Origin of the sequence: Brucella anthropi (assembly GCF_046630315.1) — a bacterium.
Classification (GTDB): Bacteria; Pseudomonadota; Alphaproteobacteria; order Rhizobiales; family Rhizobiaceae; genus Brucella; species Brucella anthropi_A.
The window spans coordinates 127,681-143,794 of sequence record NZ_LQBD01000035.1 but is presented as its reverse complement, the minus strand read 5'-3'; the positions used below and the strand labels follow the sequence as shown (position 1 = coordinate 143,794).

Sequence of the window (16,114 nt, the reverse complement as noted above, 5' to 3'; positions counted from 1 at the left end):
TGTCGAAGGATCGAAGGAGCCATGCAAAACGGGCGGAAAATCCGCCCGTTTCATTGTCGGCTTCAGGAAAACTCAACTGACGACCGGGAGCAGCCGCGCCTTGCGCCGTTCCAGAGCAGCACGCATGATGCGGGCGGCTTCTGCAAATGTCGGCGTTTCCTTCCAGTGTTCAGCATGAATGATGCCTGTCGGGACGATATCCTTCAGCGCTTCCAGCGTGTGGCGCGGCACCATGTCGGTGCAGTTCCACAGGCGGCGGAAGACGACGCTGATCCGTGTGACCTTGCCGTTGACCTGAACGGACGGCTCGGTCGTTTCCGGCGTCCAATCCTCATAGGCATCGACTGCATCGTGAAATGCGTGATGCAGATAGATCGGTGCGTGACCGTCATGAAGCGGGGGCAGCAAACTGGACATTTCTGTTTCCTCTCTTCCAATGTGGTTCAGTTTTGGAACGCATCCCGAAAGGTGTGAAGCGGTTTTCGAAACAGGATGCGCACGTGATCAGGAGGCATTTGCCGCCGGATGAAATGATGATGGGGCGTACAAATGCATGCAAACGAGAGCCATGTATTGCTCTCGACCGCTCTATGCGTGCCGCGCTAAACACAAGCTCACGAAATGCGACAACACATAATTAACCATGATCTACGGAAAGAGGCCTGTTTGGCAAGGGGATATTTTCTTTAAATCGGCCTTTGCAGGAAAATTAGTTCAAGCGTACAGGTTGAAATACTTAAATGATAAGCTAGTGGTCTGATTCCAACATTTGCATCCCTCGGTTCAAGCGCTGAGCAAATGTTGGAATCAAAAAGACCACTAGCAAACATATGTATCTAGTGGATTTTTCGAATTTGACGTTTGAAACAGCGTATGTGTCAGCCGGGATTCAAACGTCAAATTCAATCCACTAGCAAATAATTGAAATATCATTTTTACTTGAGGGCTGAATATGCTCGAAAAGGAAGCGTTTCCCGATATTTATTGTCCCCGTTACAGGTTTTGATCCTGTCATTTCCGGGCGACTGGTATAGAAAGTCAGAGCCTGTTCCAAAAATCGCCATTTGCAGCCGCACAGGGCGACTTTTGGAACAGGCTTGTAGTGAATGAAAATGTGATTGCGGGGCACCGATATGGCTCAACTGGTTCTGTCGCGTAGGGCTTTTCTGGCGGGGACGACCGCTTTGGCCGCTCTCGCCGTCTGGCCGCAACGGTCCAATGCGGCTGGCGAAGTGAAAGGCGGGCGGCTGGTCGTGGCCGCCGATTCAGAGCCGCGCAATCTCAATCCGGCCATCGTTGCGTCCAATGGCGTTTTCTTCGTCGCAAGCAAGATAGTCGAGCCTCTCGCGGAAGCGTCTTTCGAGGGCGACAATGGCCTTGCGCCACGCCTTGCCACGGGTTGGGAAGGTTCCGCCGACGGGCTGACGGCGACGTTCCACTTGCGCGATGGCGTCAAATGGCACGACGGCGAGCCGTTCACATCGGCGGATGTGGCGTTTTCGGCGATGGAAGTCTGGAAACCATTGCAGAACCTTGGCCGTGTCGTGTTCAAGACGCTGGAGAAGGTGGAAACGCCGGACGATCATACCGCCATCTTCCATTTTTCCGAGCCGACGCCCTTCCAGCTTATCCGCAATGCCCTGCCGGCCTTGACCGCCGTGCTGCCGAAGCATGTCTTTGCCGGAACCGACATCATGGCCAATCCGGCCAATGAAAAGCTCGTCGGCACCGGCCCGTTCAAATATGCCGAGCACAAGACCGGCGAATATTACCGGCTGGCGCGCAACGACGATTATTGGGGCGAGGGCGAGCCTTATCTGGACGAGATCGTCTATCGCGTGCTGCCGGATCGCGCCGCCGCTGCCGGCGCGCTGGAGGCCGAAGAAATCGATCTTGCCGCCTTTTCCGCCGTGCCGCTCGCCGATCTGGACCGTATCTCGAAGGTGCCGGGCCTGAGCGTGATTTCGAAAGGTTATGAGGCGCTGACCTATCAGCTCGTGGTGGAGATCAACCATCGCCGCAAGGAACTGGCGGACCTGAAGGTTCGGCAGGCAATCGCGCACGCCATCGACCGCGATTTCGTGGTGAAGACGATTTTCCTTGGATATGCCAAGCCCTCGACCGGCCCGGTGCCGCACTATGACAGCCAGTTTTATACCGCTGACGTGCCGTCCTATCCGTTCGATGTGGCGAAGGCCAATGCGCTTCTGGATGAGGCCGGTTACAAACGGGGCAAGGACGGCATGCGCTTCACGCTCAGGCTGCTTCCCGCACCCTATTTCAACGAAACGAAACAGTTTGGCGATTATCTGCGGCAGGCGCTTGGCGCCATCGGCATCGATGCGCGCATCGTCAACAATGATTCCGCCGCGCATCAGAAAGCCGTCTACACCGATCATGATTTCGATCTGGCCGTCGCGCCCACGGTCTATCGCGGCGATCCGGCCATATCGACCACCATTCTGGTGCAAAGCGGCATCCCGGCAGGCGTGCCGTTCTCCAATCAGGGCGGCTATGCCAATGCCGAACTCGACGCGCTGATTGCCAAAGCCGCTCGCGAAATCGATGAGGAAAAGCGCACGGCGCTTTATCGGCAGTTCCAGCAGATGGTGGAGGCGGATCTGCCGCTCATCAATGTCGCGGAATGGGGTTTCATCACGGTTGCCAGCGACCGTGTGAAGAATGTTTCCAACAATCCGCGCTGGGCTGTTTCCAACTGGGCGGATACGTGGCTGGAACAGTGACGAAACCGTCAGATTGATTGTATCCTGCCGCCGTGAAACAGATTCTGTCCCTTTTCCGCAAACGACTGGCCGGCAGCATCATCGTGCTGCTGATTGTCATTGTCGGCTGCTTTTTCATGTTGGAAAGCGCGCCGGGCGATGCTGTTGACGCCTATGCCGTGACATTCGGCGGCGATGCGGCCACGATTGCCGACATGCGGGCGCGCTGGGGGCTGGACCAGTCGGTCTGGCATCGGCTCGGGGCCTATCTGGCAGCGCTTGCACAGGGCAATCTCGGCTGGTCCGTCAGTTTCAACCGGCCCATTCTCGACGTCATTCTGGAACGCCTGCCCAACACGCTTCTTTTGATGGGCGCGGCGACTGCCCTGTCTTTTGCCGTGGGTTCTCTCCTCGGCATTGTTGCCGGTGCCAGACCGGGAAGCTTTCGCGACCGGTTTTTGTCCATTGCATCGCTTGTCCTTTATGCGATCCCCGGTTTCTGGCTGGCGCTTGTGCTGGTCATCCTGTTTTCGATCCGGCTGCGCTGGCTGCCGTCGAGCGGCATCGAAACGATTGCCTCCGGCAAGCACGGGCTGGCGCGGGCGGGCGATATCGCGCTCCATCTGGTGCTGCCGGTCGTCTCGCTGGCGGTGATCTATCTGGCGCTTTACCTGCGGGTGATGCGTGCCGCCATGGCCGACATATGGCGCATGGATTTCGTGCGCGCCTTGCGGGCGAGGGGTATTTCGCATCTGCGCATTGTCCTGCGTCACGTGGCGCGCAATGCGCTTCTGCCGCTCGTGACCGTGCTGGGCTTGCAGGCGGCATCCATGCTCGGCGGCAGCGTGGTGATTGAAACTGTCTTCGCCGTGCCGGGTCTGGGGCGGCTGGCGCAGGAGGCCGTCGCAAGCCGTGACACGCCGCTTCTGCTCGGCGTCATTCTGGTCAGCGCCGTCATGGTGATCGTGGTCAATTTCCTTGTCGACCTGATCTATTTCTGGCTCGACCCACGCATCGCGACCGGAGGCGGCAGGGCATGAGCCGCTCCAAACGTTATTTCAGAACGGGTGAAGGTATAACAGGCACAATCCTGCTGGTGCTGCTGGTGCTGGCCGCATTGTCCGCGCCTCTCCTCTTTCCCGCCGATCCTTTGAGCATTGTCTCAACGCCCTTGCTGCAACCTTTTGAGAACGCGCATTTTCCTCTCGGAACCGACCGGCTGGGGCGCGATGTTCTGGCCGGGCTTTTCCATGGTGCGCGCACCTCGCTTATGGTTGGGCTGGCTGCCGCCTGCGCCGCGATTATCCTCGGCAGCATCGTCGGAACCCTGGCCGGCTTTGCGGGCGGTATCATCGATGAAGTCCTGATGCGGATCACGGAGGCTTTCCAGACCGTGCCGGGTTTTCTGCTGGCGCTGGCTCTGGTCAGCATTGCCGGGCCGTCGCTGCCGGTGCTGATTGTCGCGATTGCGCTTTCCAGCTGGACGCAGGCCGCCCGCCTCACGCGCGGGCAAGTGCTTTCCATCCGCGAAAGCGACTATGTGGCCTCGGCCCGCGTCATCGGCATGCATCCGATGGAAATCGCCTTCCGCCAGATTTTGCCCAACGCGCTGCCGCCGGTTCTGGCGCTGGTGCCGGTGATCGTCGCTTCCGCCATATTGATCGAAGCGGCGCTGTCCTTTCTGGGCCTAAGCGATCCCAACCGCGTGACCTGGGGCGGCATGATTGCCGAAGGGCGCACGGTTTTGCGGTCCGCGCCCTGGCTTTCGATCCTGCCGGGCCTGGCGCTGGCATTGACTGTCGTTGGCGTTTATCTGACGGGCGAAGGGCTGACCAATGCCCTGTCCCGGCGCGCGGTGCAGCCATGACGGTGATGGTCCGGCTGGAACAGCTTTCCGTGCACTATGGCCGCGAAACGGCGCTGGAGAATATCGATCTCGATGTCATGCATGGCGAAACGCTGGCGATCATCGGCGAAAGCGGCTCGGGCAAAAGCACGCTGGCGCTGGCCCTGGCCTCGCTCCTGCCGGGCAATGCACGTCTGTCGGGCGGCTTCCACTGGGCGGATGGAAAGCCGCGACCGGGGCGCGACATAGGCTTCGTGTTTCAGGACCCCGCATCGAGCTTCGACCCGCTGATGACGGTCGGCGCGCAGCTTGTCGAGACGATCCGCGCTTATGCGAACATCGACAGGGGGGCGGCGAAAGCCAAAGCCGTCGGCCTTTTGCAGCGGGTCCATATTCCGCAAGCGGAAAAGCGTTTCTCGCTTTATCCGCATCAGTTTTCGGGCGGGCAGAAACAGCGCATTGCGATTGCGCTTGCCATTGCCGCCGGTCCACGCCTGCTGATTGCCGACGAGCCGACAAGCGCGCTCGATACCATCGTGCAGAAGGAGATTGTCTCTCTCCTGTGCGACCTGGTGCGCGAAGACGGCATGACGCTGATCTTCATCACGCATGACATTGCGCTGGCGTCGGGACTGGCCGACCGCATCGCGGTCTTCCGTCAGGGAAGACTGGTGGAACTTGGCCCGGCTCGAAATATCGTATCTGACCCACAAACAGAGTATACGAAGGCGCTGATCGCCGCCGTGCCGGTGCTGGAGGCGGCCCATGGCTGAACCGCTTCTGAAAGCCGACAATCTCATCCTGCGCTATGGTGACACCCGCGCGCTTGATGGCGTCAGCCTCGCGATTAAGCGAGGCGAGACGCTGGCGCTGGTCGGGCCATCCGGCAGCGGCAAGTCCACGCTGGCGCGGGGACTGCTGCGGCTTCACCCGCTTGAAAGCGGCGCAATCCGCTTTGAGGGCAAGGACTGGCTGGAGCTCAAGGGAGCCGATCTCCGCAAAGAGCGCGCGCGCATGCAGATGGTGTTTCAGGACCCGCTCTCGGCCTTCAATCCGCGCGCAAGCGTTGATGATCTTCTGCGCGAGCCGCTGCGCATCCACGGGCTGAAACGCGACAGTGCAGAGCTTCTGCAAATGGTCGGCCTTGACCCGGCGCTGGCGCGGCGCGGTGTCCACGAGATTTCCGGCGGGCAGCGTCAGCGTGTGGCGCTTGCGCGGGCGCTTGCAACCAAGCCGTCGCTGATCGTGCTGGATGAGGCGGTTTCGGCGCTCGATCTCACCGTGCGCGGCGCCATTCTCGCCCTGTTGCGCGCCATACAGAAAGCCGAGCGGACGGCCTATCTCTTCATCACGCATGATCTGGCGGTCGCAGCCCGGATGGTAGACCGTATCGCGGTGATGGAGCGCGGGCGGATTGTGGAATGCCGCCCGACGCGGGAGCTGATAACGGCACCGCAAGCGCCTGTGACCAAGGCGCTGATCGAAGCGGTGCCGCGTCTTTCGATTTAGCTTTTGCCTAGTTCCACCGAACGCTTGCGGGCAGCTTCCACGGCTTCCGCCACCAGCTTTCTGAGGCGGTCGCCGCCCATCAGCACGTCGAGCGCGGCAGCGGTGGTGCCGTTCGGGCTCGTCACCTGTTCGCGCAGTTTTGACGGTGTGTCCGTGCTGGCATCGGCCAGGGCGCCTGCACCCATCACGGTCTGCATGGCCAGAAGTGCCGCCGTTTCCTGCGGCAGGCCGGCGGTCACACCGGCTTCGGTCAGCGCTTCGATGAAATGAAACACATAGGCAGGCCCGGAGCCGGAAACGGCGGTCACGGCGTCCATCAGCGCTTCGTCATTCACACTTGCGACCTTGCCGGATGTTGCAAGCAGGCGGGCGACGAAGGCTTCATTGTCGTCGGTCACATTGGCGTTCTTATAGGTGACCAGCATGCCCTTGCCGATGGCGGCAGGCGTATTGGGCATGCAGCGCAGCACGGCTGCGTCGCGGCCAAGCTTGCTTTCGAACAGGGCAACCGGAATGCCGGCTGCAACGCTGACGAAGGTGGCAGCCGGGGCGAAGCGCTCATAGGCTGGCAGGACCTGCGCCATGACCTGCGGCTTGACGGCCACCAGAACCATGCGCGGCTTCAGGTCGCCCGGCAGGGCGTCGGCATCGGCAAAGGCATGGACGCCAGCACCCGCAGCCCGATCGCGAAGCGCTTCCGTCGGCTCCACGACATAAACGTCCCTGGCCTTGAGGGCGCCGCTGTCCAGCCAGCCTTTCAGCATGGCGAAGCCCATATTGCCGCAACCGACCAGAATTACCGTGTCATGCATAGTGATCGTTCCACCCTTGGAGTTCGTTTGGGGCATGGTATAGAGCATTTCCAGCAAAAGTGCGAAGCGTCTACGCAGGGAAATCAGTTCACTGGACTGATTTCTGATCCTGCTTCGATGCGTAGGATAATGCGTGGAAACAAATAGATAGAGCGGTTCCGACGATTCCATTTAAACCGGAACCGCTCTAGCCTCGCCGCGCTCTGCAAGCATATGCGGCGTATCCACGTCTTTCCGCAGTTAAATCATTGATCCCCCAGATCATATCGACCAATATGAGCCAAAGTGGAGTGAATCTTCGGAGGGGAAGAATGGACCCGGCTTTGACGACAGGCGTTCCGCCATCGGAAGCTTTCGGGCACGTCCGTATTATTATCGGCATGATCCTCGGCCTGTGCGTTTCACGCCTTTTGACAGGATTGGCGCGTTTCATCCAGCATCCCGGCAAGCAGAAAATCTATCCCGTCCATCTGGCATGGGTGGGTTTCATCCTGCTGTCCGTCATCCATTTCTGGTGGTTTGAATTCAGCCTGCGCATCATTCCGCTCTGGACCTTCGAGAAGTATCTGTTCGTGATCTTCTATGCCGGGCTGTATTTTTTGCTCAGCACGCTGCTTTTCCCCGACACTATGGAGCAATATACCGGCTATCGTGATTATTTCATCTCCCGGCGCAGATGGTTCTTCGGCATTCTGGCACTGGTCTATGTGGCCGATTTCATCGATACGCTCATGAAAGGCGCCGACCATTACCAGGTCTATGGGGTAGAATATCCCGCTCAGGTCGCAGGCTTCATCTTCTTCAGCCTGGTCGCGGTGTTCTGGGGCAACTGGCGCTATCATGCGCTGTTTGCTGCGGGCGCGCTGGTCTATCAGTCCACTTTCATTCTGCGTCACTTCGCAACGTTGAATTGACTAGTGGATTGAATTTGACGTTTGAATCCCGGCTGACACATACGCTGTTTCAAACGTCAAATTCGAAAAATCCACTAGATACATATGTTTGCTAGTGGTCTTTTTGATTCCAACATTTGCTCAGCGCTTGAACCGAGGGATGCAAATGTTGGAATCAGACCACTAGGATTGTTTTTCCGCATTGCGCCGGGTTTGTGCATCCACGATGCCGCGAAACTGGCGCAACAGCGGGTGGCGGGCCGTCTGCTTGACGCCATAGCCGAGATTGAACGCATAATCGAAATCCGGCGGGTTCTGCCCGATATTGTGCTGCATCATGGTTTCAAGCTTGTCGAACCCCTTGGCAAGGATCGCTTCCGGCGAGCTGCCTTGGCTGTAATCGGTCCAAAGCGCCATGATTTCTGCGGCAAGATCATCGGGCAGGGGGGCGCACAGTGCCATGAGATCGGCTTTTTCGCGCGCGGCGCGGCCATCATCGGCACATTGATGGATGGCGGGCACATCGCCGGAAATCGCCTCGCCCAGATCGTGGATGATGCACATCTTGATGAGTTTCAGCCGGTCGCAATCGCCCAGTTCCCGGTCGAACAGCATCGCCAGCAGGCATAAGCGCCAGCTATGTTCGGCCGTGCTTTCCGGTCGGCCCTGGGAGGTGTGGCCGGAGCGCAATGTGCTCTTCAGCCGTTCCGCACCCTGGATAAACCGGATGATGCCGTTCAGCCGGTCTGGATCGATCGCATGTTCCGTTTCGGCAGTCATGGCGGTCTCCTGATTTATCTTTATGAATCAATATCTATAATTGCAATTTTAACGGTTTGTTTGCCATGATGAATATTAATCTGGATCAATAGTAAAAAGCGGGACGGAGCAATGGTGGAACGGCACGGAGAGAGGCGACGGGCGGCTGCGCGCCCGCTTCTGGCCTATGCGCCGGAATTTCTCGCGCCTGCCCGCATGACCGCCAAAGACGACGAAGACCGTGAACATCAAAGGCGTCGCGAGGAACTGCTGCGCCGCAAGCAGGACCTGTTGGAAGCGGAGGCAAGCGGGCAGGCCGATCCGAAAGCGGAGATGCAAAGCCGGATGAATGCCGTCCGCGAGGCATTGCAGGCCAATCTCGAAGGTTTCCCGGTCCCGGCCCGGCCCGCGCCGGAACCGGCGGCATCCGTCCGTTTTCCGCAGCCTGAAAACCAGCAGGTTTTGGTGCCGCGCCGCAGGCGGCGCTTCGGGCTTCTGGCCGGTTTCACGCTCTTGGGCGGGATTGTCGGCACCACATATGCTTTTCTGGTACCGCCTCACTATGGCGCGGCGGCATCCTTGCAGGTTTTCCCGCCGGAGCGGCGCAGCGAAATCGCCTCGACTGCCGTTCTGGAACGCGCCGCCCGCATCGCGCACATCGAAAGTCCGGCTGACCTCGGCGCCCCGTCCTTTCTGGAGGAATTGCGCATCCGCCTGACCCGGCTGCTGCCCGAAGACCAGCAGCCCCCGGCGACAGGCCTGTCGGGTGCCGAATTGCTGCGCCAGCGTCTTCATTTCACGCAGGCACTGGACAGCGGCACGGTGACTGTGGAGGCAGCGGCCGACAGGCCGGAAACGGCGGCCCTTCTGGCCAATGCGGTTGCACAGGCATTTCGCGATCATCTGCAAGGCGGCGTGGAAGTAAACGGCTCTGCGGGCGATTTGCCGACGCGCCTGCACAATCTGGAAGCGGATGCTGAAGCGGCAAGGCAGGCGGCAGCGGCTTTTCGCGTCAGCCGGGATTTCGGCGATGACGGCAACAAGGCCGCACTTCAACGTGAATTCGCCGACAGCAAGGCAGAGACGGCGCGCATCGCAGCCGAGGCCAACAGGCTGAACGGCGCAACCGCCGACAGCCTTGCTGGAAAGGGCGTGCCGGAAACCATGCGGTCCGGCGCGCTGGGCGCGCTGGTGGAGCGCTATCGCGCTGCCGGGCAGGGGGCAGAAGCAAAGCGGATCGAAGCTGAAATCGACAAGGAGATCGCAAGCAAGCGCAGCGCCTTGCAGGCCGATCTCAGGAATGCGGTCGAACGCGAGCAGAAAGCGGCGGCGGCCATGGCCGGCTTCGGCTCGGCGCCCGCGACCGATGAAGACAGGGCCCGCCTGCAACTGCTGGAGCGCGATGCCGCGGCCAGGCAGGCGCTGTTTGAAGAATTGCAGATGCGGGCGGCGCGGGGCGAAACTTCCGCGGCGGGTTCCGCCGCAATGGTGCGGATGGTTGCGCCAGCCATGGCGGAGCCGACCCCGCGCGATCTTTCCCCGCAGGGGATTATCGGGCTTGGATTGCTGGCGGGGTTTTTGCTTGGCCTTGTTTCGATGGCGCTGGCCGGCCGCGAGCCGTCATCGCCGGTCAGGAGGGAAGCCGAGCCGGAAGAGGTGCTGGAAACCTATGGCGAAACCCGCCTTGCTGCCGCAATCCGCGAAGCCAATGCGCGCTGGGAAGCCGAGAATGCAGGCTCGAACCGGCCGAAGGAAAATGCCGCGCTTGGCCGCGCCAAACCATAAGTTCATTCGTCACTACAGCCTAGCATTACAGTTGCATTCTTCGTGATGCCGGGCTGCAAAGAGCTATTTGTCTGCGCTCCGGTGCTCACGTACCTTTAAGTACGCTCCGCTCCGGTACTCGAAAATCACTCTTTTCGCCACGGCCTGACGAATTTGCAACTGTAATGCTAGAGCGGTTCCGGTTTAAATGGAATCGCCGGAACCGCTCTATCTATTTGTTTTCACGCATTATCCTACGCATCGAAGCGGGATCAGAAATCAGTCCAGTGGACTGATTTCCCCGCGTAGGCGCTTCGCACTTTTGGCTCGAAAATGCTCTAAAACCCCATAAAATCCTGCATTGTCACGCATTCGCCAATTGTCATCGGGCGCCATGACGCTTATGGGCATGTGTACGGAAAAGATGTCGCGTATCTCCCAGACAATCACGAAAGAACGGAGCGCTCGCTATGGCTCAATTGATAGATGGCAAGAAGCTCGCCGAGGATGTGGTTTCCACGGTGAAGACGGAGACCGAAAAGCTGGTGGCCGCCACCGGCATCGTGCCCGGCATTGCGGTGGTGATTGTCGGCGAAGACCCGGCAAGCCAGGTTTATGTGGCTTCCAAGAGCCGGAAGGCCAAGGAATGCGGCTTTCACTCCGTTCAGCACGACCTGCCGGAAACGGCGTCGGAACAGGAGCTTCTCGACCTGATCGAGAGCCTCAACAATGATCCCGCGATCCATGGCATTCTGGTGCAGTTGCCGCTGCCGAAGCACATCGATTCAGGCCGGGTGATCCAGACGATTTCTCCCGACAAGGATGTCGACGGTTTCCATTTCATCAATGTCGGCAAGCTTGGCACCGGCGAGGTTGAAACGGCTTTCGTTCCCTGCACGCCAGCAGGCGCAATGATCATGATCGAGCGCGTCCATCGCCGCGATCTTTCGGGGCTCAATGCCGTGGTGATCGGGCGTTCCAACATCGTCGGCAAGCCGATGTTCAATCTTCTGCTCGCCGCCAATGCCACCGTTACGGTCGCGCACAGCCGCACGAAGGACCTGCCCGCGATTGCGCGCACGGCGGACATTCTGGTGGCTGCGGTCGGGCGTTCGCAAATGGTCAAGGGCGATTGGGTCAAGCCCGGCGCAACGGTGATCGATGTCGGCATCAACCGCATTCCGGCGCCGGAACGGGGCGAGGGCAAGACGCGGCTGGTTGGCGATGTCGATTTTGCGGAAGCTGAAAAGGTCGCCGGAGCGATCACGCCGGTCCCAGGCGGCGTCGGTCCGATGACCATCGCCATGCTGATGGCAAACACGCTCACCTCGGCCTGCCGCACGGCTGGCGTGAAAAAGCCGGTTTTTTGACACAATTGAACGGCGCTTTTTGCGCAGTTTCATTCCATTTTTGATGGTTTGAAGGGCAAAACAGTGTGAATCACTGTTTCGCCTTAATTTCATTTGGGCTTTTCAGAACACCGAAGCGCCCTCGTCGGCCCGCCCGGCGATCTGGCGGAAAGCGCGGAACAATTCGCGTCCCATGCCATGTTCATTGCCGGAAAGATCGGGTCGGTCCTCGCCGCGATCGTTCAGCAGGGCGATATTGGCCAAAACTTCCAGCGTACCATTGACGGCATCGAGGCGGATAACATCGCCGTCGCGGATTTTTCCGATGAGGCCGCCATCGAGCGCTTCCGGCGTGACATGGATGGCGGACGGAACCTTGCCCGACGCGCCGGACAGGCGGCCATCGGTGACAAGCGCGACGCGCTGGCCGCGATCCTGCAGGATGCCCAGAACTGTCATCAGCTTGTGGAGCTCCGGCATGCCATTGGCTTTCGGACCCTGATAGCGGACCACGGCGATAAAATCGCCGGTCAGCTCGCCAGCCTTGAACGCGGCCTGCATTTCGGCCTGATCGTTGAAGACTTTGGCGGGTGCTTCAATGACCTGACGCTCCGGCTTTACGGCGGAAACCTTGATGATCGCATTGCCGATATTGCCAGTCAGGACCTTGAGGCCGCCGGTCGGCTGGAAGGGCACCTGGATTTTGGCCAGAACCTTGTCGTCGCCGCTTTTTTCCGGCACCGGCTCGCGCACGACATTGCCGTCGGGACCGAGCTTCGGTTCGATGGCGTAGGGCCGCAGCCCTTCGCCCCAGACGGTGCGCACATCCTCATGCAAAATGCCGCCATCGAGAAGCTCGCGGATCAGGAAGCCCATGCCGCCAGCGGCATGGAAATGGTTCACATCAGCAAGGCCGTTCGGATAGACGCGGGCCAGAAGCGGCACCACATCCGAAATCTCCGAAATATCGTGCCATGTCAGCTTGATGCCGGCGGCTGCCGCCATGGCGATCAGGTGGATGGTGTGGTTGGTCGAGCCGCCGGTCGCATTGAGGCCGATGACGCCATTGACGAAGGAGCGCTCGTCCAGCATTTCGCCGACCGGCGTATATTCATTGCCAAGGGCGGTGATCGCCAGCGCGCGCCGGGCGGCTTCGCGGGTCAGGGCGTCGCGCAGCCGCGTGCCCGGATTGATGAAGGATGCGCCCGGCAGATGCAGGCCCATGATTTCCATCAGCATCTGGTTGGAATTGGCCGTGCCGTAGAAAGTGCAGGTGCCGGGGCCGTGATAGGACTTCGATTCCGATTCCAGAAGCTCGGCACGCCCGACCTTGCCTTCCGCATAAAGCTGGCGGGTTTTGGCCTTTTCGTCATTGGGCAGGCCGCTGGTCATCGGCCCGGCAGGCACAAAGACGGCCGGCAGATGGCCGAAGGTCAGGGCACCGATGATGAGGCCGGGCACGATCTTGTCGCAGACGCCGAGATAGACGGCGGCATCGAACATGTCATGCGACAGGCCGACGGCGGTTGCCATCGCGATCACCTCGCGGGAGAACAGCGACAGTTCCATGCCCGCAAACCCTTGCGTGACGCCATCGCACATGGCGGGCACGCCGCCCGCAACCTGCGCCACGCCGCCCGCTTCACGCGCGGCCTGCTTGATGAGTTGCGGAAAGGTTTCAAACGGCTGATGCGCCGAAAGCATGTCGTTATAGGCGGTGATGATGCCGAGGTTCGGTATCTCGTCGCCGGTCAGCGCCGCCTTGTCGTGCGGGCCGCAGGCGGCAAAGCCGTGGGCGAGATTGGCGCAGGCCAGAACGGCGCGCTTCGGCTTGCCGGATGCAGCCTCGCGCACACGGGCAAGATAGGCTTCGCGCGTCGGCCTGGACCGTTCGCGAATGCGCGCGGTGATTTCCTGAATGCGTTTATGTGCGGACTGCGTGGGCATGGGTATCACCTGTGCCAAACTGGCCTGTTGAAATGCTCTATCTCTTTGTTTTCAAACGCATCTTGTTCGAAAGCCGTTTCACACTTTTCGGGATGCGCTTTAGCTCGTCCAGTAAAGCTGGATCGGTGTGCGGGCATGGTGGAAGACAGCGCGCACGGGCATTTCATTCTCGTCATCGCCGGAAAGCGCTTTCTCCAGCGTTGCCTGCTTGGCAGCGCCTTCAATATGCAGAACCAGCATTTCGGCTTCAGCGATGATGGGAAGGGTGAGCGTGAGGCGCTTTTCGCCGGCTCCCTCGGCGTAGATCGGCAGCACGAGCGCCCGCGTTGCCGGATCGATCGCCTGATCGAGCCGGTCGGCATTGGGGAAGAAGGAGGCGGTATGACCGTCATTGCCCATGCCAAGCACCACCACGTCGAACGGACGGCGCAACGCATCGATACGGCTTGCGGCGGCCAGTGCAGCCGTTTCGACCGTTGCCGCCGGATTGTACAGGCCGACGAACCGGGCCACGCCCGCATGATCGCGCAAAAGATGCGCGCGCACCAGCTTTTCGTTGGAGCGGTCGCTTTCAACGGCTACAAAACGCTCGTCCACCAGGGTGATCGTGACGAGGTTCCAGTCGATCATCTTGCGGGAGAGCACCTCGAACAGCTTGAGCGGCGTGGTGCCGCCGGAGACGGCAAGCGTGGCCTGTCCCCGGTCTGCAATGGCGGCATTCAGCTTGTTCGCAATGGCTTCCGACAGTGCCTGCGCCAGTTCCGTTCCGCTGGTAAAATCATGCCGTTCGATGCTCATTCCATTCCTTTCCAAAGCAGAATTACAGGCTTTCGTGCCATGTGCGCCCGTCACGCTCGATGAGCGCGATGGACGATGACGGGCCCCATGTTCCTGCTGTGTAGCCCTGCACGGGCTGGCTGTTCAACTCCCACCCCTGGAGGATCGGATCGACCCAGCGCCATGCCGCCTCGACCTCGTCGCGGCGCATGAAGAGCGTCTGGTTGCCGCGCACCACATCCATGATCAGGCGTTCATAGGCATCCGGATTGCGCTCGCTGAAAGACTGGGCAAAGCTCATATCCAGCGGCATGTGGCGCAGGCGCATGCCGCCGGGGCCCGGGTCCTTGATCATCAGCCACTGCTTCACGCCTTCATCCGGCTGGAGACGGATGACAAGCTGGTTGGCCACCACCTTGCCGGCACTTTCCCCGAAGATGGAATGCGGGATCGGCTTGAAGGTAACGACGATTTCCGAAACGCGCGTGGCAAGCCGCTTGCCGGTGCGCAGATAGAACGGCACGCCCGCCCAGCGCCAGTTGGCGATTTCCGCCTTCAGCGCCACAAAGGTTTCGGTGTTGCTGGTTTCGCTTTCGAGGTCTTCCAGATAGCCGCGCACCGGACCGCCTGCCGAGGCACCGGCGCGATACTGGCCGCGCACCGTCACATCTTCCACATTGAGGCTGGTGATCGGCTGCAAGGACCGCAGAACCTTGACCTTCTCGTCATGGACAGCATCGGCTTCGATCGATGAAGGCGGCTCCATCGCAACAAGGCAGAGAAGCTGGAGAATATGGTTCTGCACCATGTCGCGCAATGCGCCCGCCTTGTCGTAATAGCCAGCGCGCCCTTCCAGGCCGACGGCTTCGGCGACGGTGATCTGCACATGGTCGATATGGGCCGAATTCCACAGCGGCTCATAAAGCGCATTGGCAAAGCGCAGCGCCATCAGGTTCTGCACGGTTTCCTTGCCGAGATAATGGTCGATGCGGAAAATCTGGTCCTCGCGGAAAACGCTGCCCAGCGTATCGTTGAGCGCCATGGCGGATTCCAGATCACGGCCGATCGGCTTTTCCACGATGATGCGCGTGTCGCGGGTAATCAGGCCATGCGCCTTCAGGCGCGTGGCGATATCGCCAAAGAGCGTGGGGCTGACGGCGAGGTAAAAGGCGCGGATCTTTTCCGGCTTCTTGCCGATCAGGGTCTTGAGCGCATCCCAGCCCTCCTCGGACTTGGCGTCGACGGCCACATAGCTGAGGCGGGCGAGAAACGTGTCGACTTCCTTCTCGTCGACTTCCTCGGCCTTCACATGCTCGTGGATGGCATTGCGTGCGAACTGGCGATATTCGTCATCGCTTATGGCGCTGCGCGATGCGCCGATGATGCGCGTCGGGTCGGAAATCTGGCCTGCGCGCTGGCGATGATAGAGTGCAGGGATAAGCTTGCGCTCGGCGAGGTCGCCCGTGCCGCCAAAAACGATGCAGTCGAAGGGATCTACCGGAATTGTCTGGCTGGTCATCTATCGCTCTCTTCTCTTCTTGCGCAAATCAGTCCGTATGTGGGCAGCATGCGATTTTCGCGCCGCCCTTGTCTATTATCTAATCGATTTAAATTCAACAGCCGCGATGCGTATTCCCGTGAAAGTGAAAGCGAACTGCCAGAATTGACGGATTAATCGGTTGTGCATACATGACATGTTCATTCTGGCTCAGGCTCTTAACGCCATATTGAAACA

The 16,114-nt window shown here is 60.0% G+C and carries 14 protein-coding genes; 8 read left to right on the top strand and 6 right to left on the bottom strand.

Annotation, left to right across the window (positions count from 1 at the left end):
* Nucleotides 1-72 precede the first annotated feature (72 nt).
* Nucleotides 73-417, bottom strand: a complete 345-nt coding sequence (locus AVM02_RS15470) for a hypothetical protein (protein ID WP_411507813.1) — start codon at nt 415-417, stop codon at nt 73-75.
* 716 nt (nt 418-1,133) lie between these two features.
* On the opposite strand from AVM02_RS15470, the gene AVM02_RS15465 reads away from it, so the two are divergent.
* From AVM02_RS15465 to AVM02_RS15445, 5 genes are read left to right on the top strand one after another with little or no spacing between them, the layout of a single operon-like run.
* A complete protein-coding gene (locus tag AVM02_RS15465; protein WP_411507812.1) occupies nt 1,134-2,744 on the top strand; it encodes an ABC transporter substrate-binding protein in 1,611 nt (536 codons plus the stop codon).
* Between the two features lie 17 nt (nt 2,745-2,761).
* On the top strand, nt 2,762-3,763 hold the full coding sequence (locus AVM02_RS15460) for an ABC transporter permease (RefSeq protein WP_411507811.1): 1,002 nt from the start codon (nt 2,762-2,764) through the stop codon (nt 3,761-3,763).
* Nucleotides 3,760-4,590 carry an ABC transporter permease gene (locus AVM02_RS15455; RefSeq protein WP_411507810.1) on the top strand — a complete coding sequence of 277 codons (831 nt, stop codon included), beginning with the start codon at nt 3,760-3,762 and terminating at the stop codon, nt 4,588-4,590. The genes AVM02_RS15460 and AVM02_RS15455 overlap by 4 nt, the downstream gene beginning before the upstream one ends.
* The gene (locus AVM02_RS15450; protein WP_411507809.1) at nt 4,587-5,342 is read left to right on the top strand and encodes an ATP-binding cassette domain-containing protein; all 756 of its coding nucleotides are present in this window, start codon (nt 4,587-4,589) and stop codon (nt 5,340-5,342) included. The genes AVM02_RS15455 and AVM02_RS15450 overlap by 4 nt, the downstream gene beginning before the upstream one ends.
* Complete coding sequence (locus AVM02_RS15445) at nt 5,335-6,078, top strand: ABC transporter ATP-binding protein (RefSeq protein ID WP_411507808.1); 744 nt, start codon at nt 5,335-5,337, stop codon at nt 6,076-6,078. Before AVM02_RS15450 ends, AVM02_RS15445 begins: the two co-directional genes overlap by 8 nt.
* On the opposite strand, the gene proC is transcribed toward AVM02_RS15445, so the two are convergent.
* A complete protein-coding gene (gene proC / locus AVM02_RS15440; protein ID WP_411507807.1) occupies nt 6,075-6,890 on the bottom strand; it encodes a pyrroline-5-carboxylate reductase in 816 nt (271 codons plus the stop codon). The genes AVM02_RS15445 and proC overlap by 4 nt on opposite strands.
* 311 nt (nt 6,891-7,201) lie before the next feature.
* Here proC and AVM02_RS15435 point away from each other — a divergent pair, with 311 nt between their 5' ends.
* Nucleotides 7,202-7,804 (top strand): hypothetical protein, encoded by a 603-nt coding sequence (locus AVM02_RS15435; RefSeq protein ID WP_411507806.1) that lies wholly within the window; start codon nt 7,202-7,204, stop codon nt 7,802-7,804.
* Nucleotides 7,805-7,966: 162 nt separating this feature from the next.
* Here AVM02_RS15435 and AVM02_RS15430 read toward each other — a convergent pair whose 3' ends face one another.
* Nucleotides 7,967-8,563, bottom strand: a complete 597-nt coding sequence (locus AVM02_RS15430; protein ID WP_411507805.1) for an HD domain-containing protein — start codon at nt 8,561-8,563, stop codon at nt 7,967-7,969.
* Nucleotides 8,564-8,674: 111 nt separating this feature from the next.
* Between AVM02_RS15430 and AVM02_RS15425 the strand changes: the two genes are divergently transcribed.
* Together AVM02_RS15425 and folD are read left to right on the top strand one after the other, a co-directional pair.
* Nucleotides 8,675-10,327 carry a lipopolysaccharide biosynthesis protein gene (locus AVM02_RS15425; protein ID WP_411507804.1) on the top strand — a complete coding sequence of 551 codons (1,653 nt, stop codon included), beginning with the start codon at nt 8,675-8,677 and terminating at the stop codon, nt 10,325-10,327.
* 449 nt (nt 10,328-10,776) lie between these two features.
* Nucleotides 10,777-11,676, top strand: coding sequence for a bifunctional methylenetetrahydrofolate dehydrogenase/methenyltetrahydrofolate cyclohydrolase FolD (gene folD / locus AVM02_RS15420; protein ID WP_411507803.1), 900 nt, complete (start codon nt 10,777-10,779; stop codon nt 11,674-11,676).
* Between the two features lie 102 nt (nt 11,677-11,778).
* Here the strand turns inward: folD and edd are convergent, their stop codons facing one another.
* The 3 genes from edd to zwf all read right to left on the bottom strand — a co-directional run bounded on the left by edd (nt 11,779) and on the right by zwf (nt 15,898).
* Nucleotides 11,779-13,602 carry a phosphogluconate dehydratase gene (gene edd / locus AVM02_RS15415; protein WP_411507802.1) on the bottom strand — a complete coding sequence of 608 codons (1,824 nt, stop codon included), beginning with the start codon at nt 13,600-13,602 and terminating at the stop codon, nt 11,779-11,781.
* A 99-nt stretch (nt 13,603-13,701) separates the two neighbouring features.
* Entirely contained in the window at nt 13,702-14,400 is a 699-nt protein-coding gene (gene pgl / locus AVM02_RS15410) for a 6-phosphogluconolactonase (RefSeq protein WP_411507801.1), read from the bottom strand.
* Nucleotides 14,401-14,422: 22 nt separating this feature from the next.
* Nucleotides 14,423-15,898 (bottom strand): glucose-6-phosphate dehydrogenase, encoded by a 1,476-nt coding sequence (gene zwf, locus AVM02_RS15405; protein ID WP_411507800.1) that lies wholly within the window; start codon nt 15,896-15,898, stop codon nt 14,423-14,425.
* Nucleotides 15,899-16,114: the final 216 nt, after the last annotated feature.

What these genes read in the sequence shown, in the direction of transcription:
- AVM02_RS15470 (WP_411507813.1), bottom strand. Translation starts at nt 417, where the DNA reads ATGTCCAGTTTGCTGCCCCCGCTTCATGACGGTCACGCACCGATCTAT.
- AVM02_RS15465 (WP_411507812.1), top strand. Translation starts at nt 1,134, where the DNA reads ATGGCTCAACTGGTTCTGTCGCGTAGGGCTTTTCTGGCGGGGACGACC.
- AVM02_RS15455 (WP_411507810.1), top strand. Translation starts at nt 3,760, where the DNA reads ATGAGCCGCTCCAAACGTTATTTCAGAACGGGTGAAGGTATAACAGGC.
- AVM02_RS15450 (WP_411507809.1), top strand. Translation starts at nt 4,587, where the DNA reads ATGACGGTGATGGTCCGGCTGGAACAGCTTTCCGTGCACTATGGCCGC.
- AVM02_RS15445 (WP_411507808.1), top strand. Translation starts at nt 5,335, where the DNA reads ATGGCTGAACCGCTTCTGAAAGCCGACAATCTCATCCTGCGCTATGGT.
- proC (WP_411507807.1), bottom strand. Translation starts at nt 6,890, where the DNA reads ATGCATGACACGGTAATTCTGGTCGGTTGCGGCAATATGGGCTTCGCC.
- AVM02_RS15435 (WP_411507806.1), top strand. Translation starts at nt 7,202, where the DNA reads ATGGACCCGGCTTTGACGACAGGCGTTCCGCCATCGGAAGCTTTCGGG.
- AVM02_RS15430 (WP_411507805.1), bottom strand. Translation starts at nt 8,563, where the DNA reads ATGACTGCCGAAACGGAACATGCGATCGATCCAGACCGGCTGAACGGC.
- AVM02_RS15425 (WP_411507804.1), top strand. Translation starts at nt 8,675, where the DNA reads ATGGTGGAACGGCACGGAGAGAGGCGACGGGCGGCTGCGCGCCCGCTT.
- folD (WP_411507803.1), top strand. Translation starts at nt 10,777, where the DNA reads ATGGCTCAATTGATAGATGGCAAGAAGCTCGCCGAGGATGTGGTTTCC.
- edd (WP_411507802.1), bottom strand. Translation starts at nt 13,602, where the DNA reads ATGCCCACGCAGTCCGCACATAAACGCATTCAGGAAATCACCGCGCGC.
- pgl (WP_411507801.1), bottom strand. Translation starts at nt 14,400, where the DNA reads ATGAGCATCGAACGGCATGATTTTACCAGCGGAACGGAACTGGCGCAG.
- zwf (WP_411507800.1), bottom strand. Translation starts at nt 15,898, where the DNA reads ATGACCAGCCAGACAATTCCGGTAGATCCCTTCGACTGCATCGTTTTT.